This is a genomic window from Paenibacillus sp. B46(2026) (assembly GCF_056786355.1).
Window position 1 is genome coordinate 2574689 of record NZ_CM165907.1, and the last position, 26703, is coordinate 2601391.

The 26703-nt window shown below is 47.9% G+C and carries 27 protein-coding genes; 24 read left to right on the forward strand and 3 right to left on the reverse strand.

Annotated features, from left to right (window positions below; genetic code table 11):
• Positions 1–28 precede the first annotated feature (28 nt).
• The 5 genes from rsgA to AC1S8V_RS11820 all read left to right on the forward strand — a co-directional run bounded on the left by rsgA (position 29) and on the right by AC1S8V_RS11820 (position 3168).
• Complete coding sequence (rsgA, locus tag AC1S8V_RS11800) at positions 29–1138, forward strand: ribosome small subunit-dependent GTPase A (protein ID WP_482073729.1); 1110 nt, start codon at positions 29–31, stop codon at positions 1136–1138.
• 56 nt (positions 1139–1194) lie between these two features.
• Positions 1195–1533, forward strand: a complete 339-nt coding sequence (locus AC1S8V_RS11805; RefSeq protein ID WP_482073730.1) for a L,D-transpeptidase — start codon at positions 1195–1197, stop codon at positions 1531–1533.
• A 297-nt stretch (positions 1534–1830) separates the two neighbouring features.
• Positions 1831–2373 (forward strand): N-acetyltransferase family protein, encoded by a 543-nt coding sequence (locus tag AC1S8V_RS11810; protein WP_482073731.1) that lies wholly within the window; start codon positions 1831–1833, stop codon positions 2371–2373.
• A gap of 166 nt (positions 2374–2539) precedes the next feature.
• Positions 2540–2701, forward strand: coding sequence for a hypothetical protein (locus tag AC1S8V_RS11815; RefSeq protein WP_482073732.1), 162 nt, complete (start codon positions 2540–2542; stop codon positions 2699–2701).
• A 314-nt stretch (positions 2702–3015) separates the two neighbouring features.
• The gene (locus AC1S8V_RS11820) at positions 3016–3168 is read left to right on the forward strand and encodes a hypothetical protein (RefSeq protein WP_482073733.1); all 153 of its coding nucleotides are present in this window, start codon (positions 3016–3018) and stop codon (positions 3166–3168) included.
• A 113-nt stretch (positions 3169–3281) separates the two neighbouring features.
• Here AC1S8V_RS11820 and AC1S8V_RS11825 read toward each other — a convergent pair whose 3' ends face one another.
• Complete coding sequence (locus AC1S8V_RS11825; RefSeq protein ID WP_074094612.1) at positions 3282–3521, reverse strand: hypothetical protein; 240 nt, start codon at positions 3519–3521, stop codon at positions 3282–3284.
• Between the two features lie 420 nt (positions 3522–3941).
• Between AC1S8V_RS11825 and AC1S8V_RS11830 the strand changes: the two genes are divergently transcribed.
• From AC1S8V_RS11830 to AC1S8V_RS11880, 11 genes are all read left to right on the forward strand, one after another.
• On the forward strand, positions 3942–4262 hold the full coding sequence (locus tag AC1S8V_RS11830; RefSeq protein WP_482073734.1) for a hypothetical protein: 321 nt from the start codon (positions 3942–3944) through the stop codon (positions 4260–4262).
• A 52-nt stretch (positions 4263–4314) separates the two neighbouring features.
• The gene (gene essC / locus AC1S8V_RS11835) at positions 4315–8319 is read left to right on the forward strand and encodes a type VII secretion protein EssC (protein ID WP_482073735.1); all 4005 of its coding nucleotides are present in this window, start codon (positions 4315–4317) and stop codon (positions 8317–8319) included.
• A 16-nt stretch (positions 8320–8335) separates the two neighbouring features.
• Complete coding sequence (locus AC1S8V_RS11840; RefSeq protein WP_482073736.1) at positions 8336–9166, forward strand: hypothetical protein; 831 nt, start codon at positions 8336–8338, stop codon at positions 9164–9166.
• A 6-nt stretch (positions 9167–9172) separates the two neighbouring features.
• Complete coding sequence (locus AC1S8V_RS11845; RefSeq protein WP_482073737.1) at positions 9173–9718, forward strand: WXG100 family type VII secretion target; 546 nt, start codon at positions 9173–9175, stop codon at positions 9716–9718.
• 184 nt (positions 9719–9902) lie between these two features.
• On the forward strand, positions 9903–10178 hold the full coding sequence (locus tag AC1S8V_RS11850; protein ID WP_017689071.1) for a WXG100 family type VII secretion target: 276 nt from the start codon (positions 9903–9905) through the stop codon (positions 10176–10178).
• 158 nt (positions 10179–10336) lie between these two features.
• Positions 10337–12415, forward strand: a complete 2079-nt coding sequence (locus AC1S8V_RS11855) for a protein kinase family protein (RefSeq protein WP_482073738.1) — start codon at positions 10337–10339, stop codon at positions 12413–12415.
• A 33-nt stretch (positions 12416–12448) separates the two neighbouring features.
• The gene (locus AC1S8V_RS11860) at positions 12449–13201 is read left to right on the forward strand and encodes a vWA domain-containing protein (protein WP_145318689.1); all 753 of its coding nucleotides are present in this window, start codon (positions 12449–12451) and stop codon (positions 13199–13201) included.
• 10 nt (positions 13202–13211) lie between these two features.
• Positions 13212–14054: a hypothetical protein gene (locus tag AC1S8V_RS11865; protein WP_482073739.1), complete on the forward strand. Its 843-nt coding sequence runs from the start codon at positions 13212–13214 to the stop codon at positions 14052–14054.
• Positions 14055–14242: 188 nt separating this feature from the next.
• Positions 14243–15049, forward strand: a complete 807-nt coding sequence (locus AC1S8V_RS11870; RefSeq protein ID WP_482073740.1) for an SDR family oxidoreductase — start codon at positions 14243–14245, stop codon at positions 15047–15049.
• Between the two features lie 145 nt (positions 15050–15194).
• The gene (gene hrpB, locus AC1S8V_RS11875; protein ID WP_482073741.1) at positions 15195–17714 is read left to right on the forward strand and encodes an ATP-dependent helicase HrpB; all 2520 of its coding nucleotides are present in this window, start codon (positions 15195–15197) and stop codon (positions 17712–17714) included.
• A 109-nt stretch (positions 17715–17823) separates the two neighbouring features.
• Positions 17824–18429, forward strand: coding sequence for a general stress protein (locus AC1S8V_RS11880; protein ID WP_145318680.1), 606 nt, complete (start codon positions 17824–17826; stop codon positions 18427–18429).
• 117 nt (positions 18430–18546) lie between these two features.
• On the opposite strand, the gene AC1S8V_RS11885 is transcribed toward AC1S8V_RS11880, so the two are convergent.
• Positions 18547–18948, reverse strand: a complete 402-nt coding sequence (locus tag AC1S8V_RS11885; protein WP_482073742.1) for a YidH family protein — start codon at positions 18946–18948, stop codon at positions 18547–18549.
• A gap of 62 nt (positions 18949–19010) precedes the next feature.
• Here AC1S8V_RS11885 and AC1S8V_RS11890 point away from each other — a divergent pair, with 62 nt between their 5' ends.
• The 7 genes from AC1S8V_RS11890 (at position 19011) to AC1S8V_RS11920 (ending at position 25276) form a co-directional block, all read left to right on the forward strand.
• Positions 19011–20159 (forward strand): acyltransferase, encoded by a 1149-nt coding sequence (locus AC1S8V_RS11890; protein WP_482073743.1) that lies wholly within the window; start codon positions 19011–19013, stop codon positions 20157–20159.
• A 378-nt stretch (positions 20160–20537) separates the two neighbouring features.
• Positions 20538–20912, forward strand: a complete 375-nt coding sequence (locus AC1S8V_RS11895) for a replication termination protein (RefSeq protein WP_036609188.1) — start codon at positions 20538–20540, stop codon at positions 20910–20912.
• Positions 20913–20914: 2 nt separating this feature from the next.
• Positions 20915–21922 carry a Gfo/Idh/MocA family protein gene (locus tag AC1S8V_RS11900; protein ID WP_482073744.1) on the forward strand — a complete coding sequence of 336 codons (1008 nt, stop codon included), beginning with the start codon at positions 20915–20917 and terminating at the stop codon, positions 21920–21922.
• Positions 21923–22181: 259 nt separating this feature from the next.
• A complete protein-coding gene (locus tag AC1S8V_RS11905) occupies positions 22182–22622 on the forward strand; it encodes a ribonuclease (RefSeq protein ID WP_482073745.1) in 441 nt (146 codons plus the stop codon).
• A gap of 14 nt (positions 22623–22636) precedes the next feature.
• Positions 22637–22912, forward strand: coding sequence for a barstar family protein (locus AC1S8V_RS11910; RefSeq protein ID WP_482073746.1), 276 nt, complete (start codon positions 22637–22639; stop codon positions 22910–22912).
• 248 nt (positions 22913–23160) lie between these two features.
• The gene (locus AC1S8V_RS11915; RefSeq protein ID WP_482073747.1) at positions 23161–24450 is read left to right on the forward strand and encodes an MFS transporter; all 1290 of its coding nucleotides are present in this window, start codon (positions 23161–23163) and stop codon (positions 24448–24450) included.
• 133 nt (positions 24451–24583) lie between these two features.
• On the forward strand, positions 24584–25276 hold the full coding sequence (locus AC1S8V_RS11920) for an ArsR/SmtB family transcription factor (protein ID WP_482073748.1): 693 nt from the start codon (positions 24584–24586) through the stop codon (positions 25274–25276).
• A gap of 191 nt (positions 25277–25467) precedes the next feature.
• Here the strand turns inward: AC1S8V_RS11920 and AC1S8V_RS11925 are convergent, their stop codons facing one another.
• A complete protein-coding gene (locus AC1S8V_RS11925; protein ID WP_482073749.1) occupies positions 25468–26034 on the reverse strand; it encodes a TraR/DksA C4-type zinc finger protein in 567 nt (188 codons plus the stop codon).
• Between the two features lie 200 nt (positions 26035–26234).
• On the opposite strand from AC1S8V_RS11925, the gene AC1S8V_RS11930 reads away from it, so the two are divergent.
• Positions 26235–26612, forward strand: a complete 378-nt coding sequence (locus AC1S8V_RS11930) for a DivIVA domain-containing protein (RefSeq protein ID WP_017689054.1) — start codon at positions 26235–26237, stop codon at positions 26610–26612.
• Positions 26613–26703 lie beyond the last annotated feature (91 nt).

Consider the following 26703-nt stretch of genomic DNA (forward strand, 5'->3'; position numbering starts at 1 on the left):
TCGGCTTGAACGAAGTAAACAACTTATTTTGGGAGGAATTTTTATTTTAAATAATCATATTGAGAAGTACGGCTGGTCTGCAAAGTGGCAGGAACTGTGGCAAGAGGCAGGAATGGAAGATCAGGAGAGAAAGCCAGCCAGAATTATCGCAGACCATGGACATCTGCAACGTTTGATTACAGAAGAGGGCGAATGCTGGGGAAGAATTTCGGGCCGAATGCGTCATGATAGTCTGGAGACCAGCTTGGTACCAGCGGTTGGAGATTGGGTGGCGATTACAGGTCAGGTAGGTGAAGAAGCAATTATTCACAATCTGGTGCCACGTCGGAGCAGGGTATCGAGACAGGCGGCAGGCTCGGTGACGAAGGAACAATTAATTGCCGCCAACGTAGATACACTGCTGATCGTAGCTGCGCTTAATCATGACTTCAACCTTAGACGGCTCGAAAGGTACGTGATGATGGCTTGGAATGGTGGTGTAAGGCCAGTCATTGTTCTGAGCAAAAGTGATCTGTGCGCCAATGTGGAGGAACAGATCCGAAGTGTAGAGGGGGTTGCTCCAGGCGTCGAAGTGCTGGCGATATCCGCTGTGGAGGGCCAAGGTAAATCTCTACTTGAAAGATATCTACAGCCAGGGTTGACTGTTGCGCTGACAGGTTCTTCAGGCAGTGGCAAGTCCACGCTGGTGAACTGGATGATGGGGGAGGATGTACAACTTACCCAATCCGTCCGTGAGGGAGACAGTCGTGGAAGACATACGACAACACATCGAGAGATGTTTGTTCTTCCGCAGGGAGCGGTATTGATCGATACTCCGGGAATGCGTGAGCTTAATCTCTGGGATGAAGGCAATGACGGACTTTCGCATGCGTTTGGAGAAATTGAAGAGCTCGCTGCCACGTGCAGATTTTTGGATTGCAGTCATACACGGGAAGCGGGATGTGCAGTGAAAGAGGCCACCCAGAATGGCTCATTGGATGAAAAACGGCTGAGCAATTATCTGAAAATGCAGAAGGAATTGCAATATCAACAACGTAAAGAAGAGGTGGCAACGAGAAGGCGCACAGCCTCCAGCAAACCGGCCAGTAGTCGTAAACCCAAGCACTCCCGTAGTGTGAAAGAGTGGGAAGAAGTCTGAAATCAGGCGGGCATCATCCAGTATCTTGCATAAGATAGGTCAGGAGGGATGTCATTATGCCAGATTACAGGATCATTGTGGATCTGTCTGACCACATGTTATATCTTCTGGATGGCAATCAGGTGATTAAGGGCTATCCTGTGGCAACCGGTAAGATGCTCACACAGACTCCGAGCGGGGAGTTCACTATTATTAACAAACAATCGAATCCAGGAGGGCCATTTGGAGTCTTGTGGATGGGACTGTCTGCACCCCATTATGGCATACATGGAACCAATGAGCCTTGGTCCATTGGCAAATCCGTCTCCCGTGGTTGTATACGCATGTACAACTCGGATGTGCTGGATCTGTCTTCCAAGGTTTCTGTAGGGACTAGAGTAACGATCCGGCCTTAGGGCCGGATTTTACTTTATAAGTGCGTGTTCAAAAAGACTGGTTTTCAGTACCGAGAAGATGGGATGAAGCTAGAAATGGAGTAGCAGAGCGTAGGGAAAACTACGTGAGCAACGGACATTTCGGCTGAATTCCATATTCGATGCTGATGATGCCGTTAGGCATCCTTCGTAATCAAAAGCGGGCTTTTTGAACAACCTCTATAAGAGGGACTGAAGTGGATGAATTTGGAATTAAAGAAAGAAGAACATATAATATGGTAAAGCAACGGCAGTTACGAGAGAAAGCGAGTGATAGCCATGCAGATCAGGCAGGCGCGTGAAGGGGATGCGCAGGGAATAGCCCATGTACATACGGAGAGTTGGAAAACAACGTATCGCGGAATTGTGCCCGACGATTTTTTGGATCATTTGACTACAGAGTCAAGATTGTCCCAATGGGAAAAGACGATTCGCTCTGGCGAAAAGGATCAGATCCTGGTAGTAGCTGAACAGCGTGATGGGAACATTGTCGGATTTGCTTGTGGGGGTAAGGAACGTGAAGGCAAATGTTTGTATGATGGAGAGTTGTACGCCATATATTTGCTGAAGGAAGTGCAACAAACGGGAATAGGTCAGCAACTGGCCACACATGTCGTTAATCATCTGCGAACCCATAATAGTATGAAAAGTTTGATCATATGGGCTTTGGAGCGTAATTCAGCTTGCCGCTTCTATGAAAAGATGGGAGGCACTCCAGTTCATACACAGTCCATCCGCATCGGCGGTCAAGATCTGATCGAAGTTGGCTATGGTTGGAAAGATATGAGCCTCTTTGGAGAGAAGAATCTGCCTGACAGATGAGTGATGTGTATGGGACGGCAGAATACTGTGGATTGCATTGTTTTTTAAGTTTAAGGAATGGAAGGTTAATTCAGGTCTACACGTTTGCGTAATTCTGAACAAGGTTAATGAAGTATTACACCATTTTGCAGGTGTGACATTCAATCTTGATCAGGAGGCGTATTCAATGACTTTAATGGACACCGAACATACAACATGGACGAAACAATATATTAATGGGCAATGGATAGAGGGCTCCGGCGAGAAAACAATGGAGAATATCAACCCTTATACGGGAGAAGTTATTGCAACGTGGGGCTCTTCCCATAAGAAAGACATAGATAAGTGATCATGAAGGCTCATGGTGAGCAGGAAGCTGTACGTTTGGCATATTGGGGATATCCGGAAGTGAAATAAGTCGAAAAAGGGTGAACTAGCAGGGCATTTATGAATGATTAGAATGGGCCTGCAAAAAGTTCGACAAATCATGCAGAAGTCCGTCTCCAGCTTGAAGGGAAGGGCTTTTTGCACGATTTTACACCTCAGAAAAATACCGCTTAACATAAGAGCGGAAAAGCTGTTTGGGGCTGTCGCTATCTGGTTATTTATGGATACACGGAAGAATTGATCCGTAAATCCAATGACAAAGGGGCCCCGGAATTCATGTCCATTGACCGCTTTATTCTGAGGAAACTGAATACCTGTCAGGAAGAACATACACGTGCCAATTTGGTTCGGCTGTTTGTCATTCGTATTCGTAAAGCCGAGAGTGCGAAAGAACATGATGCCGCCTATGTCCTAAGCAAACTGCATTAAATGATGACCGATAGTGATCTTAATCTGTTGTTAACGTGTATACACCTCAAAAAAGGAAGCTTGTCTTTAGCGACAGCTTCCTTTTTCATGTCTTGTGGCTTGGATGACTCCTTTTAATATAACGATAAAGCAAGGGAGTCATTTTCACTTCGACTGTGGAGAATAGCTTCTCCGTTAACAATCTCAATACTAATCAAAGAATGCAGACATTTTTGAATGGCGCGTTTACCGTTGCTAATTTTATGCTCCAGAGCACTGCTAAGCAATCTTAATGTCTTCTGCATAGGCTGTTTGTTTTCTTGATTAAAATATACAGGGATTGATTTGTTTTGAAAGGTTATTAGGGTTCTCACTTGAAATCACCTCACGGGAGTTATTTCATACAGGTAATATTAAATTCCAATGCTTAAAATTACCTTAAAATCAGCTTATGAAAACATAAAGGTGGGTAGTGTTTGAAAAGTGTTCACAATTGGATTGTGGGCGAAGCAATAATAGTCCTGAAAAACTGAACTGATTCCCATTTAAATGGAACAAAAACAAAAAGTTTCGCATCCTCGCAATATTTAAATGCATACCTGCCACAAAAGTTCTGAGTCAAATGTACGATATTTTAATATATACGTGGGCCATATGTAACAAAATTACAGGAGGTACATTGCAAACAGGGTGTTTATGTAAGAAAATAGGGTTGATATAACGATTCATTCTCTTTTTTTTGATTTAATCTGACATTAGGACAATTTACATATGAGACCATGGGAGGGATTCGGATGATTCTTACCGTGTATTCCGGCCGCGAGGAAGGCGAATGGTTCGACATCGATGTTCCGGACGAATGTACCATTGAACATTTGAAGACATTACTCGGCGTTCGGATTTTTGGACAGGCACCGGGAGACGGCATTCAGTACATCCTTGAAGCCAAGTTTCCGGAAGGTCTGTGGTTCTCTCCGCAGAACGCACAGCAGTTAATGGAAACAGGACTGAGGCAAGGCAGTTGCGTACGTGTCCAACGGGCTTTTTCAACGACTTCGGAAGAAGCGCCTGTATATGGAAGACGTTTATTGTTTCAGCAGGACAGCAACGAATAGGGCTTTTGAACGTATACATTCTATTGAACGAACTAAAGGAGGTCTTCTCTTCGTGAATGTGTTATATCAGCGTTCTCCAAGAATGACACCGGTTCTCAAGGAAGAAGGACTCGAAATACTCAGGCCTCCAACAGAACCGAGCAAACCCACGTTTTCCATGATATCCATTATTGTGCCGATCATGATGACCATGGTCAGCATTGGTTTCTACGTATATATCAATATGACCGGCAAAATGAACAACAGCAATTATATGATGTTTCAGATGATGACGGTCATGATGATGCTTACTTCTTACACCATTCCATTCTTCGTGTATCTGAGCAACAAGAAATCATATCGCAAAAAATTGGAAGAACGCAAAATCATGTACCTTGCTCAACTGGACAAACACCGGGAAGAACTGAAGGAAGCTCAGGCGGAGCAAGTAAAGAGCCTGTACGAAATTCATGGTGATCCGGGTGTGTGTCTTCAAGTGGTGAAGAACCGGAACAGTTCCTTGTGGGAACGTTCACCAGAGGACGATGACTTCCTTCAGGTGCGCATCGGTACCGGAGAGATTCCATTCCGAATCAAACTGCAGGTTCCGCGTATTGATGGCTACGAAAAGGATGAGCTCATCGAGGCGGCCCATGAACTTGCGGCCGAATTCCAGACGGTACCGGATGCTTCGATTACATTACCTCTGTTCCAATCGAAGGTTATGGGACTGGTCGGTGATCGGGAGGAAGTGCTTGCTTCCCTGCGAGTCATCATCTCGCAGCTGACAGTAAGGCATTCGCCTGATGAACTCAAGCTCGCTGCATTCTATGAAGAGAAGGACAGCAAGGAATGGGATTGGCTTCGCTGGATGCCCCATATCTGGGATGAAGACCAGGGACAACGCTATATGGCCGACAGGCACAGCGGTGCGCATCAATTGGCGGACAGCTTGTTTTCCGTGTTGAACCGGCGCCGTAACAATAAGGAAGACCGTTACAAGAAAAGTGTACAAACGCCGTGTTACGTTGTGATTCTCTCCGATACGCAATTAATTGAAGAAGAACCGTTGCTTCCGCTACTGCTGGAGTCAGCTCAGGAGATTGATGTATGCACCATCATACTGGCTAATCGCAAGGAGTCTCTACCGATGCATTGTCAGTTGATTATGGATGCCTCCAAAGGTAAAGGGGTGTATATCAAAAAAACGGAAGATGCGGATGTTATTCAACAAACGTACAAGCCTGATGTGATCTCGAAGGAGATGGCAGAGGCGCTTTCCCGTTATATGTCACCGATCCGGTTAAAGCGTTCATCTGCTTCGGATATCCCGCAAGTACTTCCGTTATTCGATATGCTGAGCACATCACGTGTGGAAGATCTGGATGTGGTGTCCAGGTGGGGACAGACGAGATATCCTGACACCCTGCCCGTACCAATGGGTGTAAGAGCTGGCGGCAAGAAAATTGCCATTAACTTGCATGACAAAATTGAACGTCAGGGTCATGGTCCCCATGGCCTGATTGCAGGTACAACCGGTTCAGGTAAGAGTGAAGTCATCCAGTCCATCGTAGCCTCACTGGCTGCCGAATTCCATCCACATGATCTGGCCTTCATGCTGATTGACTATAAAGGTGGCGGGATGTCCAATACATTTGTCGATCTGCCTCATGTGGTGGGGACGATCACCAATCTGGATGGAAATCTGATCGAGCGGGCGAATATCTCACTTCGTGCCGAACTGGTCAGAAGGCAAAAAATATTAAATGATGCGGGAAACCTCCAGCACATTGATGAATATTACAAGATTTTGCGTTCCAGACATGAACAGCCGCTCCCGCATCTGGTCATTATCATTGATGAGTTTGCTCAATTGAAGCGGGATCAGCCGGAGTTCATGGATGAATTGATCAGTATCGCGGCCATTGGCCGGACACTGGGGGTTCACCTTATCTTGGCAACCCAAAAGCCAGCCGGCGTTGTGGACGATAAAATATGGAGTAATTCCCGTTTCCGGATCTGCCTTCGCGTACAGAGTGAGGGAGATAGCAGGGACATGATCAAGATCCCAAATGCTGCCTGGATTACGAAGCCGGGGCGTGGATATTTTCAGGTCGGTAGTGATGAAGTATTTGAAGAGATGCAATTCGCCTGGAGTGGTGCGCCGTATAACCAGCAGGAGGACGCAACGACCGTATTACCTGTCATGGAAGTGCGCCTGAACGGTAAGCGGGAACCTCTGTTAACCGGAGAGCGCAGAGCCGTTCTCAAAGGGGAAGATGTTCCGAAACAGCTCCAGGTCTTTATTGACTATGTAGCGCAGGCTGCAGCAGATGCAGGTATTCGCCGTTTGCCAGGACCATGGTTGCCGCCTTTACCAGAGACGCTGGAATGGGAATCTCTTCAAGACTGGCAGGAAGAAGAGAATCGCGATTTGCTGCTTGATGGCGGCGCCAGTGGTCTGAAACCACTGGTTGGATTGCTGGATGACCTCCCTAATCAACGCCAGCAGCCGCTTGAACTGCCTGTGGATCAAGGCCATCTGGTCGTGTACGGCATGCCGGGGCTCGGAAAAACAACATTTGTTCAAACCTTGCTGATGTCCCTGGCACGTTCCCACAGAACTGAACCTTGGCATGGGTACATTATCGATATGGGACGCATGATGAAGGATTTTGCAGCACTTCCTCAGATCGGTGGCGTGATGATGGCTGAGGAGGAAGACCGGATCAAACGGTTATTCCGCTATATTCTCAAGCTGTTAGCACAACGCAAAGATATCATCTCGGAGGCGGGAGTTAAAACGATTTCGGCCTACCGTCGGACAGCTCATGCGGCCGTCCCGCAGATTGTGGTGGTTATCGACGGTTATCTTTCATTCCGTAATGCCTACCCGGAAGAAAATGAACTTCTGGAGACGATCCTGCGTGAAGGCGGCAGTCTAGGCATCACATTTGTGCTTACTGCCAATCGGGTAACGGATGTATTTGAGAAATTCAGAAGTAACATTCCCAATGCGGTTTCATTTGAATTATCCGATCCAAGTGATTATTATTATGCCGTGGGAAGACCTTCCAAGGCACCAAACCAACTTCCGCCAGGTAGAGGTCTGGTTAAAGGACAGGTGCCACCGTTGATGTTCCAGGCGGCATTACCTTCTTCTGGGGTGGATGAGGGCAAGCGTTCCTCGGCACTGCGCCGGACGATCGCTGAGATTCGGCAAGGCTGGACAGGGGAAGAAGCACCACAGATTGCTCCCCTTCCGGAAGAGATCAAACTTAAGGATCTACTCATACGGACAGGGTCATATGGTCAGGCTTGGGATACTTCCTCTGTAACCGTACCTGTAGGACTGCTTACGGACGATCTGGAACCGTTCCAGCTTAATCTGCGTGAAGGTCCGCATTTCATGGTGACGAGTCCAATGGAAGGCGGCAAAACGACATTTTTGTTGACCTGGATGTTATCACTGGCTTATCATGCTTCTCCGGAAGATGTGCAAATATACACGATAGATATGCGTTATGGTGCAGGTGGGCTGGGAGAAATCAGCAGTTTGCCCCATGTCCGTGGACATGTACCTCGAGAAGAACAGCTTGCACCTGTGATTCAACAGTTGTACGATGAAGTTCTGAAAAGAGGCGAGATTTCCGGTGGACCGGAACTTGTGCTCGTCATCGACGATGCGGACACCTTGTCCAAGCAGCTAAACGATTTTAATGTAAAAGATCAATTGGGAGCGATTGTTCGTCAAGGAAGGGACCGTGGTGTTCACGTGATTCTGTCCGGGGTTCCGGCAGACTTCCCGACCTTCGGTTCTGACTGGGTAACGGATGTGAAGGCTTCCCAGAGCGGAATGCTGTTCGGGACTTTAGACCCTAACGATCTCTCGTTCTTCCGTATACCTTATTCGGAATCTGGAGGTAGTTCAGGTGGGCTGAAGGTACTGCCTCCGGGTCAAGGTTATTATGTAAAACGTAAATATTCCAGGGTTAAAGGTGCAGTACCATGTGATGACAGCTGGAAAATGACCGATTGGATTTCTGAAATTCGTGACCGATGGCATGTTGTAGTTTGAGGGGAGGTGGCTCATAATGTTGACGGTTCATGATTCTAAGCAAAAGGTAGTCACGTTGCAAACCAAAGAACTTTTTTTCCTGGCCGGTATTCTCGGTTCAGACCGACTGCTTGGTGTGGAAGATCCGTTTCGGGGCTATATGGCGGAGGATATCGCGATGGAGTGGGAGCGTGTCAAGACCTCCCTGCTTGACAAAGGATATCTGATTCAGGATCAGGAGACGGATGAGCTGATCATGACACCGACCATTTTCTCCAGAGTAGCCATTGCCGGACTGTCCGACAGAGCTTGCTGGATTCGCTACACGATCAACGGCAAGTCATACGAGAGTTATATACATTGCACGGATGAGCGGGTCGTTGAAGTTTCCCGTGTTGCCGATGTACCGGACTCGTTCCGGCTTAGCGATCTGGGGAGTGTTCGTGAGGCCATTGATGTCCTGATTGAGCGGATGAAATGGAGCGGCCATTCTCCTGCGGAGAAACCGGCATTAATGTGCTCCAAGAAAAAGTTTTATGATGTTATGAATGAACTGGAAAACAGCAAGGTACAGACCGTAGCAGATGAACTCGCACAGGAAACAAGTGATCCTGAGGGGTCACTTGCGCTGGCACGCTGTCTGGTGGGTAAGGAGTCAGATGGGGAGCTTCGGTTGCTTGTATGGAATGAAGACGGGTGGAAGTCGCAGTCGGCAGCATTTGCTGCAAGTGCGGTCTCCAACTGGTTGTTCCGGATGAGCACCGCCGCTTCAGATGATTGGCTTGTTGCAGCACTGACGACTAGAGAACAGTTTCACGAGATGCTGCTGGACTGGCTTAAACAGCCTGCAGGGGAAGAGGAAAGGTGATGGTAAATGCGCATTCGTGTGGAACCGGATGTGCTTCGGGCACTGAGCAGGCAGATTCAGTATGCAGCGGAGCAAATACAGCAAAAGATGACAGTGTTGGATCAGGCAATTCATTCGCTGGAGTGGGAGGTTGAATCCCGCGCAGCGGTGATGAGTGAATGGAATCACAGTAAACGACTGGGCGAGGATGCGCTTCGTCGTTTGATGGAGTTGAGCGTACAGCTGGGACGCAAAGCGTTGTTATTCCAGCAGGCAGACATGGAGTATCGTTCCGTGCTGAGTCATGTGAACACAGCCTATGGTAATGCGGTCAATATGCTGAATGTTCTTCAGAACAATCGTACAGGAGAAATCATGCCTGCACATTCTGCAACTGTAGCTGTATCCGATCCCCTTTCCGCAATGGCGGCCGTATATCGTGTACAGGATGCCGCGCCGCCTGATGGCTCCCCGGCTACACTGGTGCAGGCCATGCAGCCTGAGCCTGTAGCATGGAGATTCACAGATCCTTCCTTTCGGGGAAGAAGAGGAACCGAGCCTGTGGTCTCCTGATCAGGGAGAATAAATGGACAGCAGAAAGTGAATTTTTTTTGTAAATAGGCTGTTAGGAGAAGTTTCAAGTGCTGAAAATGGGGTAAATAGGAGTAGGTCCTTCGGCTTTTGTCGGATCGATCCTGGTATAGTACAATTTGAACAAGTAAAAAATTAATTGCACAAACCAAGGAGGAATTTACCAATGGCAGGACGTATTTTAGTTACCCCAGAGCAGCTTGATCAAGTTTCCAACCAATTTAAACAAAGCGGTGAGCAAAGTCAGCAAATCGTATCTACATTGACTCAATCCATCACAAGCATGGAAGGACAATGGGAAGGTATGACAAAACAACGCTTCTTCCAGGAGTTCCAAGAAGCTAGCAAACAAATGCAATCATTCGTTCAAACGCTGAACAGCATCAGCGCTGAACTTACAGCTATTGCTAACAAATTCCGTACAGCTGACCAAGCTCGTTAATCTGCTTTACATAGATCAGGCCGAGTTGAAGTCTGAATTCGCCCTGGATTATAGGTGGGTAGCAAGCTGAAGATGTACAACTACAGCAAAAACCGGGCGTTGTCACAACACCCGGTTTTTGTTGCAACTATGACACTAGGACAGAGAGAGGGATAAGCATGTCTTTTCAACCAAATCCCGGGGATGAAGTGGTGATTAACGACATTGCCTATACGATTGGGCAACATCCGGCTGCGCCGGGTCTGGCTTATGCCCAAGCCGGAAGGCAGGGGATTGTTTATCAATTGATACCCCGTAATGGTTCCATTCATGGGGCCAAAGCACTAAAAGTATTTTTTCCTAAATTCCGTATTCCGGCTATGGTATATCAGTCTGAGCATATGGAGTCCTATAGTGAACTGCCAGGTTTGCAGGTATGCAAGCGTGATGTGCTCACTCCGGAAAGAAACGGAGCGCTCATTGGAAAACATCCCGATCTGTTATATGCGGTATTGATGCCATGGGTGCAAGGTCAGACCTGGTTCGACGTGATCAGTGATCAAAGACAGTTGACGGCAGAAGAGAGCCTGAAGCTGGCCAGAGCGCTTGCCGGAACGGGGTCGGCGATGGAGCAACGTGGATTGGCTCATTGCGATATGTCCGCACCCAATGTAATGATTCCGTTTTTTTCCGAAGTGGAGAACCTGGGGAAGACGTCTGCGGTAGAACTCGTGGATGTCGAGCAGATGTACGGTTCCAAGATGGATCGTCCGGATGCCCTGCTTGCCGGGTCACCCGGTTATGCGGCCCACCGAACAGTGCACAGCGGTTTGTGGAGTTCGTATGCTGACCGATTTGCCGGAGCCGTTATTATTGCTGAGATGTTAAGCTGGTCAGACCCGGCTATTGTAGAGAAAGCTTGGGGAGAAAGCTATTTTGACCAACATGAAATGCAAACGGTGAGTGAACGCTATTATGCAATGCGGGAGTCACTGGAGAAGCGTTGGGGTTCGAAACTTTCCGATCTGTTTATTCGCGCCTGGGAAAGTCACGATCTGAGCAGTTGTCCAACTTTTGGTGAGTGGTATGTCGCACTGGCGGCGGTAGACGTCCATCAGGCGCATGCGGCGGCAGCTGCGATATCAGAAGAAAAGAGTGCTGATCAGCCAGAAGCTGTTCATGGTAATCTGAAAAAAAACTCAGAACCAGCAAGTGAAACGGCGAATGCTCAAGAGGGGAACAACGCTCAAACACAACATTCTCCTGATCAGGAAGCGGTTGTGAACCGTTTATTCCTGCAAGCAAGAGCCCTTGAGGATGAAGACAAGCCGGCTGCTGCACTGGAAGTGTATCGTTCGCTGTATCATTTCATTCCGCATAACAGTGCAATGCAGATGGAAGTAGAGGCTGCAATCAAGGAACTGGATGCCAAGCTCCATCCAAAAGAGGATACAAGTAAGCCTGTACCGGTCCCTTTCTACAGATCCAAAAAGTTCATGATCTCTTCCGCTGTGCTTATTGTATTGCTGGCAGGAACCGTGCCAACGGTCAAAATACTCGCGGATCAGGCAGAGGTGAAGCAGAAAGAACAACTGGAAGCTACACGACTGGCCGAGGTCAAGGCTGCAGAAGAGGCTGAAGCTGCGAAGGCGGCAGCGCTCAAACAGCAGGAAGAGCAAGAAAAGCAAAAGGCTGCCGATGCTGCAAAACTGGACGCAGAGGAAAAGAAAAAGCTCGCTGAAGCCAAGCAAAAGGAAGCTGAAGCGAAGAAAAAAGAAGAAGAACTCAAGGCATTACAGGCCAAGTATGACAAGCAGGCGAAATATGAGGCCTATCTAGTGAAGCAGGAACAGCAGAAGAAAGAAGCCGCCAAGAAAGCACAACAGGAGAAGTACGATAAACAGGCAAAATATGAAGCTTATCTGGTCTGGAAAAAAGAGAATGATGCCAAGCTTGCCAAACAAGAAGCAGAGCGTAAAGCGGCAGCTGAAGTTAAACGTCAGCAGGAGATCGCTCAGAAAGCTGCGCTCAAGAAGAAACGTGCCGAGAATGTGGTCACGCTGATTGCTCATTACAATAAGACGTATAATGCCCAAATAGGCAGAAAAATTGAAAATGCGGAATCGTATGCCCGTGATTTCAAAAATCTATATAATACCGATGCTGCTTATTTCAAAGGAGTCGGCAAAGTGGCGGCTCGAATGAGTGCCATTAACAAATTCCTGAGCAACAACAGCTACACGTTGCCCAACTTATAAATTAATGTGAACGATGGAGGTGACTCACCCTAGATGAACTACACGATTCAAGCATCACAGCGTACACCCGCACTTATTATTTATTTAATTGATATTAGCGCCTCCATGAATATGGTTCTGGAAAATCGTCGGCGGATTGACGTTGTCTATGATGCACTATCACTTGCAATCCGCCAAATGGTGTTTCGGTCCACGAAGGGAAATCGTCTGACACCTCGCTATCGCATAGCGATATTAGCATATAGTGATGATGTATATGACTTGTTGAACGGAATTAAAGGTATTGATGAGATCGCTGCAGTCGGTTCTTTGCCTGACCTGACACCGAGACGGTTTTCGGATTCTGCGAAGGCGTTCCTGCAGGCGGAAAAGATTCTACAGGCCGAAATTCCGAATATGCAGGATTGTCCTGCACCACTTGTGTGCCATATGACCGATGGGGTAGCCACCGGTGAAGATCCCGAGCCCATTGCCAAAAGAATCATGGGCATGAGTGTGCCTGACGGGAATGTGCTGGTCGAGAATATTTTTATATCCGATCATCTGCTGGAAGGGCCGATTGCTGAACCTCGGAGATGGAAGGGAATCTCTCCGGAAACGAATCTGCAGGATGAACATGGAGAGAAGCTGCGTAACATGTCATCCGTCCTGCCCGAAAGTTATCGGGAAATGCTTGTTGAAGCTGATTATTTACTTGCACCTGGTGCACTCATGATGTTGCCAGGTACCTGTGCGGAATTGGTATCGATCGGCTTCCAGATGTCCGCTGCTACGCCTGTGAGATAGGAGGGGAATCATGAGAGCAATGCGATTGGCAACATTGTCCGCTGGAGATAAGGGAGGCCATGCCGAGCAACGGCATGGCAACTTTCGCTATGTTAGTTTGCAGACCGGAGAACAGCCACTAACCCGCTATCAAGGCACATTCAAGTGCAGGTATGGTTATGGCCGAGCGGCTGAGACGGTAAATCAGGGAGATACCGGACAGGACTTTGCTGCGGTACGTATGAAAGGAAATGTCTGCAATTTTGTATTGTGTGATGGGGTAGGCATGAGTTACCTGGGAGATTTTGCAGCACGTTTTCTGGGGAATGCTTTGCTGGATTGGCTGGAAACGACGCAACAGCCGACGAAAGAGGGCGTTGAGCGTCTTCTTCATGATCTGACCCTTCCTGCATCTAAGCAACTGGAGAAATTACAGCCACTGGAAAGTTCCCCTCTGTTGCTACGTGAAGTGTTGATGGAAAAGCGAAGTCGGGGCAGTCAGGCCATGTATGTGTGTGGACGGATTGAGCTTACGGGAGGCGGTCGCAAAAGTCGTGTGTGGCTTGCGTGGCAAGGAGATTCACGTATTCGCCTGTGGCGTAATGGCCAGGAACAGTCTGAATTGTTTCAGGTTCACTGCAAAACGAATGAGCGTTGGTCTACACTTGAAGGACCTGTCGGTGGTAAGCCGCACATCTACGAGACGAAAGGGTCCGCTAACGATTCACTGCGCCTTCAGTTATATACGGATGGATTGAACGATCTGGATGCTATCCAGGCCTACGTCCCCGATGAGCACATTCAGGTTCTGCTGGATGCTACACATACTGGCGGTCTTGAAGATGATGCCGCTTTCATTGAGTTGGAATGGTGAATACCGGATATAAGTTGTGGAGCGATCCTGATGATGCTGTGATATTGGTTTAGATCAATTGTGAAAAAACTTGCTGGTGTTGATTTAAAAGACACTCTTTTTGGGTAATCTTGTGAAGAATTGACTTTAACGATGAGCTTGAACGTACATTCTTACATAATTGCTAAATCGAAGGAGTGGAATGGATAATGACACAACATAACGGCAAGTCACGGTTCCAAGGCAAGGTAGCGATTATTACCGGAGCAGGCTCCGGTATTGGGAAGGCCACTGCGGTCAAACTGGCCAAGGAAGGTGCACAAGTTGCACTGTTTGATCTGGTGAATGAGCGGATCTCGGAAACGGAAGCAGAGATTAATGCGGTGCACCCAGGTGCGGCAAGAGCATTCGATGTAGACATTTCCGACCCGGCACGTGTGGAAAAAGCAGTGCTTGAAACCGTGGAGTTATTCGGCGGTTTGGATATTGTTTTTGCCAATGCGGGCATTAACGGAGTATCGGCACCCATTGAAGAGATTCAGGTTGAAGATTGGCAGCAGATTATTACAACCAACCTGAATGGCACATTTTTCACCATTAAATATGCATTGCCTCACTTGAAAAAACGGGGTGGCGGCAGTATTATCATTACGAGTTCGATTAACGGCAATCAACGCTTCTCAAGCTTCGGTATGTCGGCATACAGCACGTCCAAGGCGGGGCAGGTTGCTTTTGCCAAGATGGCTGCGCTTGAGCTGGCGAAGTTCAAGATACGTGTAAATGTGATCTGTCCGGGAGCAATTGCAACGAATATCGATCAAAGTACGGTCAAAACGGATGATCTGCAACAGATCATTATTCCAATGGAGTTCCCGGAAGGCCAGCAGCCACTTGCAGATGGACCGGGTCAGCCGGAACATGTTGCGGATCTGGTAAGCTTCCTCGCTTCGTCTGAATCCAGACATATTACCGGAGCAGAGATTGTCATTGATGGTGCTGAATCACTGCTCAGCTAATTAGGTATGTTGCGTAAATTTCTTGATGCTAAAAATTAGTGCGTCTTGGATAGTCGTTCCTCTGGAACGGCTTTTTTTGTTATAATGCTAACATTCGAATAGAGTTACTGAAGAGCAGTAGGGTACATTCATTGGGAGCGATCATATGCATATAGAGTTACCGATACAAGAGATTATTCCGGAGCTAAGACAGTTATTTCGGGATCAAGATACAGGTGTGTTAGTTGCAGAGCCGGGGGCGGGAAAAACGACTGTTGTACCGCTGGCTTTGCTGGAGGAGCCGTGGGTTGCGGGACGGAAAATCATTATGCTGGAACCCCGAAGGCTGGCCGCGCGTTCGGCTGCATCGAGACTGGCGGCTTCGCTTGGGGAAAAAGCGGGGCAGACCGTAGGATATCGAGTACGCATGGATACACGGGTGAGTCAGGCGACACGTATTGAAGTTGTGACGGAAGGGGTATTGACCCGGATGTTGCAGCAGGACCAGGGTCTTGAGGATACAGCGATGATTATATTTGATGAATTCCATGAGCGGCATCTACACGGGGACTTGGGCTTGGCCCTTGCATTGGAATCCCGAGCGATGTTACGTCCAGATCTGAAACTGCTGGTGATGTCGGCGACCCTTGATCCTGTTCCCGTCTGTGCATTGCTTGGCGAAGGTACAAAATCAATTCATTGTCCGGGACGCACGTTTCCAGTGGAAACACGATATGTACCGAGACCAACAGCCATGCCACTGGAACAATTCACGGCTCAGACGGTGACCAGGGCATTAGCCGAACAGGAGGGGGACGTGCTTGTTTTCCTTCCTGGCGCAAGAGAGATACACCGTACAGAGCGGGAGTTATTGAAGGGTTCTCTTCCTGAACATGTGAAAGTTCATTCCCTGTATGGCAGTATGCCGGTGGAACAACAGGATGAGGCCATACGACCAGCCACTGAGGGCTCGCGCAAAATTGTGCTCTCCACCTCCATTGCGGAATCCAGTCTTACACTCGCTGGAGTTAAGATTGTGGTGGATGCAGGGTTGAGTCGTGCATCGGCATTCTCGCCGCGCACGGGCATGAGTCGGCTTGTCACCCTGCCGGTGTCCAAGGCGTCAGCCGATCAACGGCGGGGTCGTGCAGGGCGAATCGCCCCGGGGGTGTGTTACCGGCTATGGAGCGAAGAGGTTCACGGGGGGCTGCCTGAGGCAGCTCGCCCGGAGATCACTTCTGCGGATCTTGCGCCGCTGGCGCTGGAGCTTGCCGTCTGGGGTGTCCAGTCCCCAGCAGAGCTGCAATGGCTGGACACCCCGCCTGATGCCGCCTACGGCCAGGCACAGGCACTGCTGCGCCAGCTGGGCGGCCTGGACGACGCAGGCCGCATCACGCCCTTCGGGCGGCGGATGAACACGCTTGGCGTGCATCCGCGACTGGCCAGCATGCTGCTCCGCGCGGCGGAGCTTGGGCTGGCCAGCTACGCCAGCATGCTGGCGGCACTGCTGCAGGAGCCTGCCGGCCTCCGCAGCAGTGGCAGTGCAGGCGCGGGCACAGACCTCCGCCCGCGCGTAGAAGCGCTGCTGACCGCCGACAGCAGCGGCATGCCGCAAGCGGCAGCGGCTGTCGCAGACGGCGCGGCCGTGCGGCGCATGCTCCAGGAGAGCCGCCAGCTGCGCTCGGCGCTCGGCCCGGCGACCGATCCGGTGCGGCCGGATGAGGACAGCTGCGGATTGCTGCTGTCCTTCGCCTATCCGGACCGGATCGGGCAGCGCCGGGAGGACGGCCGCTATCTGCTAAGCAGCGGCCGCGGCGTACGGCTCGCAGCGACAGAATCGCTGAGCCGTTCAGCGTATCTGGTCGCAGCCGAGGCAGACGACCAGGGTGCAGATGCGCGCATCCTGCTGGCTGCGCCGTTGCAGGAGCAGACATTATTGCAGGCAGGTCAGCACCTGCTGCACAATGAAGTGCAAGTCGCCTGGGATTCCAATACCCGCAGCGTGCGGGCACATAAGAGACTTCGTATTGGAGCCCTTGTGATTAAAGAGAGCAGTATTGCACAGCCGCCTGAAGATCAGGTGCTGGAAGCACTATTAACCGGAATACGAATGGAAGGGCTGGATTGTCTGCCCTGGACAAAAACATCCAGACAACTTGCGGACAGGCTGCGATTCCTGCATCTCCATCTTCCCGAGTGGCCTGACCTGATCGAAGATGATCTGACCGAAGAGTTGGCAGAACATCTGACACCTTATCTGACAGGCATGCGTTCGGCAGCCGACCTCAAGAGATTGTCGATGCAAGATGTATTACTTGGTGGCCTGAGCTGGACGCAACGACAACAACTGGACGATGAAGCTCCGACGCATATACAGGTGCCCAGTGGTTCCCGTATTCCCGTCGACTACAGCCGTCCGGAAGACCCAACCCTGGCAGTAAGACTACAGGAGATGTTTGGACAACAGGAGACGCCACGTATAGCTGGAGGGCGAGTTCCGTTGACCATCCACCTGTTGTCACCAGCCCAGCGACCTGTACAGGTTACACGTGATTTGGCTAATTTCTGGCGAGAGACATACTTTGAGGTCAAAAAAGATCTGAAAGGCCGTTATCCGAAGCACTACTGGCCGGATAATCCACTTGAAGCAGTCGCGACTAATCGAGCCAAACCACGGGGGAAATGATGAATTATTTCGTCTTGTCAAATTAGTATATTGACTTGCAAGCGTTTGAAAGAAAACAGGGCGGGTAATAACATAGCGAACCACTCAATAAGATGAGGAGGAATTCACTATGCAGAAGAAAATCGTAGGTGTGTTTAATACAGAACGTGAAGCATCGCAGGCTATCGAGGGTCTGAAAGCACAAGGATTCACTTCAGACGAAATATCCGTGGTTACGCAAGACCGCGATGAACTGAAGGCGATTCGGGAAGAGACAGGTACAAAAGCCCCTGAAGGCGTGGCTGCGGGTGCAGCAACAGGTGGTGTACTTGGTGGCGTAGCCGGTCTGCTGGCAGGGATCGGTGCACTGGCCATACCCGGCATAGGACCCATTTTGGCTGCAGGCCCTATCGCAGCAGCATTTACCGGTGCAGCTGTGGGTGCGGGAGCTGGTGGACTGGTGGGTGGACTGGTAGGTCTTGGTATTCCGGAAGAGGATGCCAGACAGTATGAGGAGTATGTACAGAATGGCAAAATCCTGCTACTCGTAGATTCTACGGACCGGGACTCCGATGTGTACGATGTGTTCAGCGGCAACAGCCAGATTAACCGGGACAGAGCCGAAGCAGCTCATCGAGGAGATGTGCCTGCTGAACGTCCGGATCTGGACATGGAAGAACGCAGATTGGAAGCCCAAAGCAAGGCAGCTCGATTGGGTAATAATACTTTCCTGTAAATAAAATGACATATATGATCGACAAGATGGTCATTAGCCGGTTTCCTCAAGGGAAGCCGGCTTTTGCCCCTGTGTTATAGTTGTGCATAATAAAATGATGGTGGTTTTTTTACCCAGTCAAGCAGGGAATAACAATACATACAGCAGAATAGCCAAAGCGAGTCCAATCACCAGTAGCATCATGGTAAGAAACCGGATTAATCCGGTCGACGCCTGAAACGTTTGTTCATTGATTTGTGTACGCTTCCGATGATAGGCCGCTGCCGAATATAAAATGATGGATATACCGCCAATCAGAGAAGTGATACCTGTGATAATCACGGCAATGTGCGCAAGACGGTCATAAGCCGAGGAATTGAAGCCAAATCCGGCAGCAAGAAAACCGATGCCTGCCATGGCAATACCGGTGCGTACCCATGCCAGAAAAGTTCGCTCGTTAGCCAGATGTTGTTGGACATACTTGGAGTCGATAGTGGTTAAGTCCTTGTCAGTTAAAGAAATATGAATCACTCCGTTCATCAGATCTACGGCTTCATTGTACTTTGTTTTTATCGCAAAACCAAGAAAGGACGGCTGAATGTATGTCTCGCAGAGAACGTATTACAGAAATTGAGAGCTTGAGGGGAATAGCCTTTGCAGCAGTGGTTCTCCAGCACTCCATCGCACATTACTCCCTTGTACCGGAAACGAGACTGGAGGATGGCGTGTTATTGGCTATACTGCTGATGCTCTCCAAATTTGCAGTCCCTTTGTTCATATTCATAACAGGTATGGTGTTGTTTTATAACACGGGAGACAAGCTGCATTATGGCCAGTTCATGAGAAAAAGAGTAACCGACGTCATCGTTCCTTATCTCATCTGGTCACTCATATACTTTACACTTGCACCGCGAGGCTGGACCGGATTTGGATGGAATGACATTCCAGACCTTGGCCTGAAGCTGATTACTGGCAAAACGACATCACACTTTTGGTACATCATTATGCTAATCCAGTTTTATCTGTTATTTCCGCTCTTCTTGCGTGCCATTCGTTATGTATATAACCGATATGAGGCCAAGGGGCGCATGATCGCATTATTGATTTCTGGTGTGGTGTATCTGGTGCTTGCAGATCAATTAAGAAACATCGCCAAGTTCATGGAATGGCTGAATATCCCGTTACTGACAGATGCTTTTACAACGTATGCAGACCGAAATTTCCTCTATTTCTTTATTTATTTTGTGCTTGGTGCAGCCGCGGGGTTATCCGTCCAGCACTGGAATGAATGGGTTCATCGGTTACGCTGGGTATACTGGACGGTGTTTATCGTTTTGGATCTTCGGTTTACATATTTATTAATGCTGGAGTTTCAGAAGCCGGAGGGAATCAAAATTACATTTTACACGGTCAGCCTGATCCGCCCTGATATGGCACTTTTTCTGATTGCTTCGATCATGGTCATGTACCAGTTGGCTGGCAAACTCCATAACCTCAGGGTTACACGATTGCTGGGATGGATTGGTGGTGTATCGTATGGCGGATATCTGATGCATATGTTGATGCTCCGGTATAGCTATATTCCGGATGAACTGTTTTATGTCGCTATGGGTTGGAACCCTGTCGTTCGCATGATCATCACCTGGTTGTTGGCTCTCACATTATCCTGTGTACTGACATGGCTCATCTCTCGCTTAAGCTGGGGCAAATGGATTGTGGGAACCGTACCAAAGTCTGTCCGCAATAAATGAATACATCAACATATGAAAAATTCATAACAGAATCACAGCTCTACAGGAGTGTACAGGTGTACGAGAGTATAGGAACACAGGATTCAGGAGCACAGATATTACAGCCTTTGCACAGTCTTATTATTAAAAATTCGATCACACGAATCGCTGAGCTCCTGAAACAACAAACTTTTGACAAATAATTAAAATTTCATTACATGAAAAATTCATAATAAAAACCTTGTTCCGTGCTTCCCTCAGATTAACGCGTATTTACACGACTTCTTTCTTGCCTTCTTTAAGATGTATCAAAGTGAGTCAAAGCGGAGAAAGATGGCAGAACCCGAACATAAGTTTTATAATACGAGATATATAGGTTCTGACAGGAGGGGAATGAACGTGGCTTTTATGATTGCACAGCGGGCGTTTATCAAGCTGTATCTGATTACGATGGTTGAACAGCACAGGGGATATGGTTACGAGATGCTGGAGGCAATGAAGCAGGAATTCAAAGACTACGGTTATGTACCACCCCAGAGCGAGGTATATCGGGCATTACATGAATTGGTACAGCAGGGTGTATTTTATCGCACGAAGAAGCTGAAGGGCAATGATCCAAAGGTCGATTTTCAGGAAATTGTTCTATATCATTTCACGGATGATGGTGCGGAGAAAGCAGAGTTATACAAGAAACAGGTCAAAACGGATCTGGATCGTTGTCTCGGTATGTTACACAAGGCAGAAGAGGACAATTACGGTACGAAAGGAAGATGAGCATGAATAGACAGTTACAGTGGGGAGTACTCGGTACGTCAACCATTGCCAAAAATGCAGTCATTCCGGCGATCCAGCAGTCCGAACGTGGTGAGGTGTTGGCGATTGCCAGCCGCAGCAAGGAAAAAGCGGAAACCCTTGCCGAAGAACTCGGCATTGCCAGATCGTATGGCAGTTACGAAGAGCTCATCGCTGATCCGGATATCGAAGCCGTCTATATTCCTTTGCCTAACCATATGCACAAAGAATGGACCATTAAAGCTGCACAGGCTGGCAAACACGTGTTGTGCGAGAAACCAGCTGCTCTGAATGCAGCTGAATCGGTAGAAATGATTGACGCATGTCATCAGCATGGGGTTCTTTTTGCAGAAGCGATTATGTATCGATATCATCCCAAGCACAGACGTGTGCAAGAGATTATAGCTAGTGGGGAGATTGGCATCGTCAGAGCCATCCATGGTAACTTTACCTGTAATACCGCTGATGACAAGGAAAATGTAAGGTTCAAAAGAGAGATGGGCGGCGGATCATTATTTGATCTTGGCGTGTATCCGATCTCGGCAGCCCGGATGTATCTGGGACAGGAACCGGAAGCGGTGACAGTACACGCTTTATTCTCGGACGAGCATGATGGAGTGGATATGATGGCGTCGGGACTGTTAGAATTTCCGAATTCGGTAGCCTTAACCTTTGACTGTGGCATGTGGGCTTCAGGGCGAGCGGAGATGGAGATTCTCGGAACGGAAGGGCGGATTGAACTGCCAAAAGTGTTTGGCTGGGAGAACAGTGATATTCCACCACAGATTATTGTACACACGGATTCGGTCAGCCGTGAGGAACGTGTATCGGTGTCGAATTCCTATGTGCTTCAGGTGGAGACGTTTGCAACGGCTGTGCTTGAAGGAGAAGCCTTACCTTTCAGTCCGGAAAATACCATTCAAAACATGCGCGTTATTGATGCGTGCCTGGAATCGGCTCGAACTCGTCAACGTGTACAGCTGATCGATTAGGTCAGATTAAATATACTAGAACATGTAGACTCTATCTTCAGGGATGAGAGTCTTTTTTCTGTCTTAAAATGTTATAATTATAATATTTTACAATGTAAACGTCCTAATTTGATATTTCTACCAAAATGATGTGATATAAATAGTCATGAGATGACTTGTTTACTATAATCTAGCAGAACGCACAACTAGACAGTTACAGCTTGCAAAGTGCATATCGTGACAACGTTCATCTACTTTGAAGGATCGGGAGGCCGGATTAATGAAAAGATTACTATCAACCGCTTTACTGGCTTTGTTGTTAACGTTCGTTTTCTTCACAGGTTCACAGCTCACTCCAGCTCCACAGCAGAAGGCATCTGCTGCAACATGTACCATCATCAATACGTTTACGGGTGTAGCCAACTATTTGAGTGCAAACGGAACGTTGCCATGTAACTTTATTACCAAATCACAGGCAACAGGACTCGGCTGGGTAGCGTCAAAAGGAAACTTGGCTGTCGTCGCTCCTGGGAAAAGCATCGGCGGAGATACATTTGGCAATCGGGAGGGGCTTCTGCCTTCAGCGAGCGGACGTACATGGCGCGAAGCGGATATCAACTATACTTCCGGTTTCCGTAATTCGGATCGGATTGTGTACTCCAATGATGGACTCATCTACAAAACGACAGATCACTATGCATCATTTACACGCATGAAATAGAGGAAGGAGCAGCTATGAACACCGTGATTCTGGATGGAGAAGACTTTGCTAGTAGCGCTGAACTTCATCAGCAATTAAAGAATAAGCTGAAACTGCCGGATTTTTATGGCGGTAATCTTGACGCATTGTGGGATTGCCTGACGGGTACGATTGAACTTCCACTAGAGCTAAAATGGACCAACTACCGAATCAGCGAAGAACGACTGGGGAATGAAGCAGGCCGGGTACGCGATTTGATGTTGGAGGCACAGGCTGAACAGTCTGGATTTCAATTGAGTGTTGAGAAGTAGGCAGACATTGAAGGCAGCTCAAATACGGCGAGTTCAGCCCAACAGACCACATATGGTCTGTTTTTTTTGTGTTATAGGAAGTGGATCCAAAAGTCCGCTGTTGATTACGAAGCATCTGAAAGAAGAGCGAGATTTTACTTTTCTTAATTGTCGTTAAAATTATTTTCACGGAGGTATTGATTTCTGCATAACTTAAGTTAAAATAAAATTAACATGAAAAATATTTTAACGTTAGGGAGTGGAAAGTCATGAACGATAGCACAGCAGTTGGCAAGCAAGGTATGGGTGAGTTAATACGAATCAGACCGTACATGCAATTTATGCTTAGTAAAGTTGTATCCCGATTTGGGGATTCCATTGATTCGATTGCATACAGCTGGATGGTATACATTCTGACCGGTTCGAAAGTGCTGATGGGTACGCTGCTGGCGGTGAATTTCTTGCCCAATATCCTCATGGGTCTGTTCGCTGGGGCTTTGGTTGATCGCATGTCTCCCAAAAAAGTGATTGTGATAACGAATACCGGTCGCGGGTTATTCGTGGGTATCACAGCCCTTTTGTTCGGACTGGGGCAACTCGAAGTCTGGCATCTGTTTGTCATCACGATTCTGAATTCTTTGCTGGAATGCTTCACTGTTCCTGCCGAAGTGTCCAGTGTACCCCGATTGCTTCCTCAATCGATGCTGCTTTCAGGTAATGCCATGTCCTCTTCCGCAACCAGAGTGGCAGAACTCGCAGGACTTGCAGTGGCGGGTGCACTCATTGCTACACTAGGCATTGCCTGGACAATCTTGATTGATGCGGGGTTGTTTGCGCTAAGTGCTTTAATGATGAGCCGAGTCGGTTATCCTCAAGTATCAACATCCGCTAACAATAAAGATAAAACATCATCTGAAATAGATGCTCATCCATCCGAAAAAAGGAGTATATTCTCCGAAATGGCGGAAGCTTTTCATTTTCTCCGTACACATGCCTTATTGTTAATTGTCTCCATCCTGTTTGCCTTCGTTAATTTCTGCCTGATGCCGTTTAATGTTCTCCGTACACCCTATGTAATTGAAACGCTGTATGCAGGTGCGTGGGGATTAAGTCTGCTCAGTGGGCTGATGGTAGGAGGCATGTTGCTCAGTGGCGTATGGTTGACCCAAAGGGGAGCGAATTATCGTAAAAGTGTGCTGGTCATCAGCGGTATTGTCATGTTGGGTCTCAGTTATGCCATGACGGCACTACCCGCTTATATGACTTCCTTCCAACTGCCGGTTGCAGCGGCCTTTTGTCTACTGATGGGTATGGGGATTCCGCTGGCTACAACACCGCTGGCAACCTATCTTATGGAAGTTACCCCTTCGGAGATGCTGGGTAGAGTGTATGCCCTTCAGAGTATGCTCGTCTTGAGTGTTGCACCCCTTGGTAGTCTGGCTTCGGGAGCACTTGCAGATTGGATGACCATGCCTGTTCTGTTTATCATTTTTGGTATTATGCTTGCCATGTCAGCAGGTATGTTGTTATTTAGCAAAAGTTTTCGAAGTGCTCTGTGAAGATATTCAGATGTGATCATTAGCTGATTTTCCGTATCAAGTCATTTCCGGCTCGTTTTGACCGAAGTCCTGACGCAGCGGTATAATAGAGACATCGATGGACAACAGGTACCCCGGAAATGAGGATACAGGGATGGAGCACAAGGTTCTTTCAACAATTGAAGAAATTAAAATATACTCCGATCCGTATCGGATACAGATTATGAATATGTTTAACAAGCAGGGTAGACCATCCACTGTCAAAGAGATCGCCGACCAGATGGGTGAGGTGCCAGCCAAAGTTCACTATCATGTAAAAAAGCTGGAGAAAATTGGTCTGCTGACGATCGTTTCCACACGTGAGATTAATGGGATTATCGCAAAATACTACGAACCATTCACCGGAGAGATCCATCTCCGTCACGAAGATGAAGACAACGAAAACTCACCATTGAAACAGGTGTTTCGCTCGGAAACGCTCAAATTATTAAATGAAATGTTCGAACAGAGTCGTCAGCGATTCATGCATCAGGCGGAAAACGAAGATCGGATGTTTCTCTCGGACATCACGCTGTATGCAACCCGTGAGGAAGTAGAGCAGTTGTATAAGAACATCATCAAACTCTGTGAACCCTATACAACAAAAGAGAATCAACAAGGGGAACATGAGGTCTTTCAGTTATTCTCTGCTCTCTCTAAACCTTTAGAGAAAATACCTGTGTCTAAGACAGATGCCAAAGAGAAAAAGAAAACTACGTCCGGTAAGGGCAAATCAACTCCGAAAACGTCTCGTTCGGTTGCGAAGCGGCAGGAATCCGCATTATCTGGTAGTGAGTCGGAAGAATAAACGGACGGAATACATGGGTTCAGCGTTATCGCTGGAAGCAAGTAACGGCAAACGTGAGAGACTGTTTTGGAGAAAACTAGAAAAAGCCGCCCAATGGCGGCTTTTTAATGCGTGATAAGGAAGGCTAATGGTGGAGCAGCCTATGGAATCAAATTCAATTTTGACGCTTACCGTTTCAGTTCATAATTATGTTACATGTTCTCATCATAGTCTTTCACATCACGTTTGGCTGCGGTTGCGGGGGAGTTGGATGTACCATATTCTTCGACTGCTTCCCAAGCATCCGCGTTGTCGAACTTGCCGGCGCTCTGCTGTCTTCCTTCTCCAGCACCACTTGGTGGCATGGTCATTACCTCTTCTTCAACGGGCCGATCGTTGCTGATCTCCCGGTTAGGCGTGTCGTCAATACAGTATGCTGTATATGGGATAGCCTCAAGTCGTTCAAAGGGAATATCTTCTCCGCACGTTACACAGGTTCCGTATGCACCTTGTTCCATACGTTCCAATGCGTCGTTCACCTGATTGAATTCGTCTGTTAATGTATCGTCGATCGCCAGATCACGGCTGCGTTCAAATGTTTCTGTACCGGCATCGGCCGGATGATTATCATAGGAGGACAGCTCACCGGTTGAATCTTTCAGCGACTCGACTGGAGCACCGTCTTCCATGCTGGATTCAAAATGACGCTGCAAGTTTTCACGTTGCTCCAAAAGGGCGTTTTTCAGTTCTTGACGTTGATCTTTAGTTAAGGTACTCATAAGGACATGCTCCTTTCCCGTTGTGGGGTGTAGTGTGTCCTTACCCGAATTGGATGAAAAGCAATCATTTTCGTGAGGAAAAGGGTCGTATCGTTTTATATCTGACGGATTATGTGTTATAAAAAATAGAGAGAGAAAATGCCGTATGTTCTTCACAGGAAAAGGGAGCTGCGGTTTGGCTTATAATGGAGGTTGTCAATATGGATGAACATATGAAACGAAGATTGGATAAACAAAGACAATTGTTCAAACAATTGGGTGTACAGCTAGATGCGTTATCGATTCATGAAAAACAATTCAATTATAAACTTCGTGGTTATGATCCGGATGAGGTGGACGCCTATCTTGACTTGGTCATCAAAGATTACGAACGTTTCTATGCCAATATTGCAGATCTGATGGACAAATGGCAAGAACAGCAGTTAACGATCCGCGATCTCAAGTCGTCCGCGAAACCGGTGGAAGATCCGACCAAGATTGATCGTAAACAGCTGGATGATATTGTGAAACAACTGGAATACAGTGTGCGACAGCTCAAGATCAGAGCACGTCCCGAAAAGGATCTGTTCTCTGAATAACGTCAGCATGACTAGGATCATATTAAATAGCACCTTGCATAATTCGATTATTATCGCTCGCGGGTACAAGATATAGACGAATAGAATCATT

What these genes read in the sequence shown, in the direction of transcription:
- hrpB (WP_482073741.1), top strand. Translation starts at nt 15,195, where the DNA reads ATGCATATAGAGTTACCGATACAAGAGATTATTCCGGAGCTAAGACAG.
- AC1S8V_RS11900 (WP_482073744.1), top strand. Translation starts at nt 20,915, where the DNA reads ATGAATAGACAGTTACAGTGGGGAGTACTCGGTACGTCAACCATTGCC.
- AC1S8V_RS11885 (WP_482073742.1), bottom strand. Translation starts at nt 18,948, where the DNA reads ATGAACGGAGTGATTCATATTTCTTTAACTGACAAGGACTTAACCACT.
- AC1S8V_RS11840 (WP_482073736.1), top strand. Translation starts at nt 8,336, where the DNA reads ATGTTGACGGTTCATGATTCTAAGCAAAAGGTAGTCACGTTGCAAACC.
- AC1S8V_RS11805 (WP_482073730.1), top strand. Translation starts at nt 1,195, where the DNA reads ATGCCAGATTACAGGATCATTGTGGATCTGTCTGACCACATGTTATAT.
- AC1S8V_RS11820 (WP_482073733.1), top strand. Translation starts at nt 3,016, where the DNA reads ATGTCCATTGACCGCTTTATTCTGAGGAAACTGAATACCTGTCAGGAA.
- AC1S8V_RS11860 (WP_145318689.1), top strand. Translation starts at nt 12,449, where the DNA reads ATGAACTACACGATTCAAGCATCACAGCGTACACCCGCACTTATTATT.
- AC1S8V_RS11890 (WP_482073743.1), top strand. Translation starts at nt 19,011, where the DNA reads ATGTCTCGCAGAGAACGTATTACAGAAATTGAGAGCTTGAGGGGAATA.
- AC1S8V_RS11845 (WP_482073737.1), top strand. Translation starts at nt 9,173, where the DNA reads ATGCGCATTCGTGTGGAACCGGATGTGCTTCGGGCACTGAGCAGGCAG.
- AC1S8V_RS11915 (WP_482073747.1), top strand. Translation starts at nt 23,161, where the DNA reads ATGAACGATAGCACAGCAGTTGGCAAGCAAGGTATGGGTGAGTTAATA.
- AC1S8V_RS11850 (WP_017689071.1), top strand. Translation starts at nt 9,903, where the DNA reads ATGGCAGGACGTATTTTAGTTACCCCAGAGCAGCTTGATCAAGTTTCC.
- AC1S8V_RS11920 (WP_482073748.1), top strand. Translation starts at nt 24,584, where the DNA reads ATGGAGCACAAGGTTCTTTCAACAATTGAAGAAATTAAAATATACTCC.
- AC1S8V_RS11855 (WP_482073738.1), top strand. Translation starts at nt 10,337, where the DNA reads ATGTCTTTTCAACCAAATCCCGGGGATGAAGTGGTGATTAACGACATT.
- AC1S8V_RS11810 (WP_482073731.1), top strand. Translation starts at nt 1,831, where the DNA reads ATGCAGATCAGGCAGGCGCGTGAAGGGGATGCGCAGGGAATAGCCCAT.
- AC1S8V_RS11880 (WP_145318680.1), top strand. Translation starts at nt 17,824, where the DNA reads ATGCAGAAGAAAATCGTAGGTGTGTTTAATACAGAACGTGAAGCATCG.
- AC1S8V_RS11930 (WP_017689054.1), top strand. Translation starts at nt 26,235, where the DNA reads ATGGATGAACATATGAAACGAAGATTGGATAAACAAAGACAATTGTTC.
- AC1S8V_RS11865 (WP_482073739.1), top strand. Translation starts at nt 13,212, where the DNA reads ATGAGAGCAATGCGATTGGCAACATTGTCCGCTGGAGATAAGGGAGGC.
- AC1S8V_RS11830 (WP_482073734.1), top strand. Translation starts at nt 3,942, where the DNA reads ATGATTCTTACCGTGTATTCCGGCCGCGAGGAAGGCGAATGGTTCGAC.
- AC1S8V_RS11910 (WP_482073746.1), top strand. Translation starts at nt 22,637, where the DNA reads ATGAACACCGTGATTCTGGATGGAGAAGACTTTGCTAGTAGCGCTGAA.
- AC1S8V_RS11870 (WP_482073740.1), top strand. Translation starts at nt 14,243, where the DNA reads ATGACACAACATAACGGCAAGTCACGGTTCCAAGGCAAGGTAGCGATT.
- AC1S8V_RS11905 (WP_482073745.1), top strand. Translation starts at nt 22,182, where the DNA reads ATGAAAAGATTACTATCAACCGCTTTACTGGCTTTGTTGTTAACGTTC.
- AC1S8V_RS11815 (WP_482073732.1), top strand. Translation starts at nt 2,540, where the DNA reads ATGACTTTAATGGACACCGAACATACAACATGGACGAAACAATATATT.
- AC1S8V_RS11925 (WP_482073749.1), bottom strand. Translation starts at nt 26,034, where the DNA reads ATGAGTACCTTAACTAAAGATCAACGTCAAGAACTGAAAAACGCCCTT.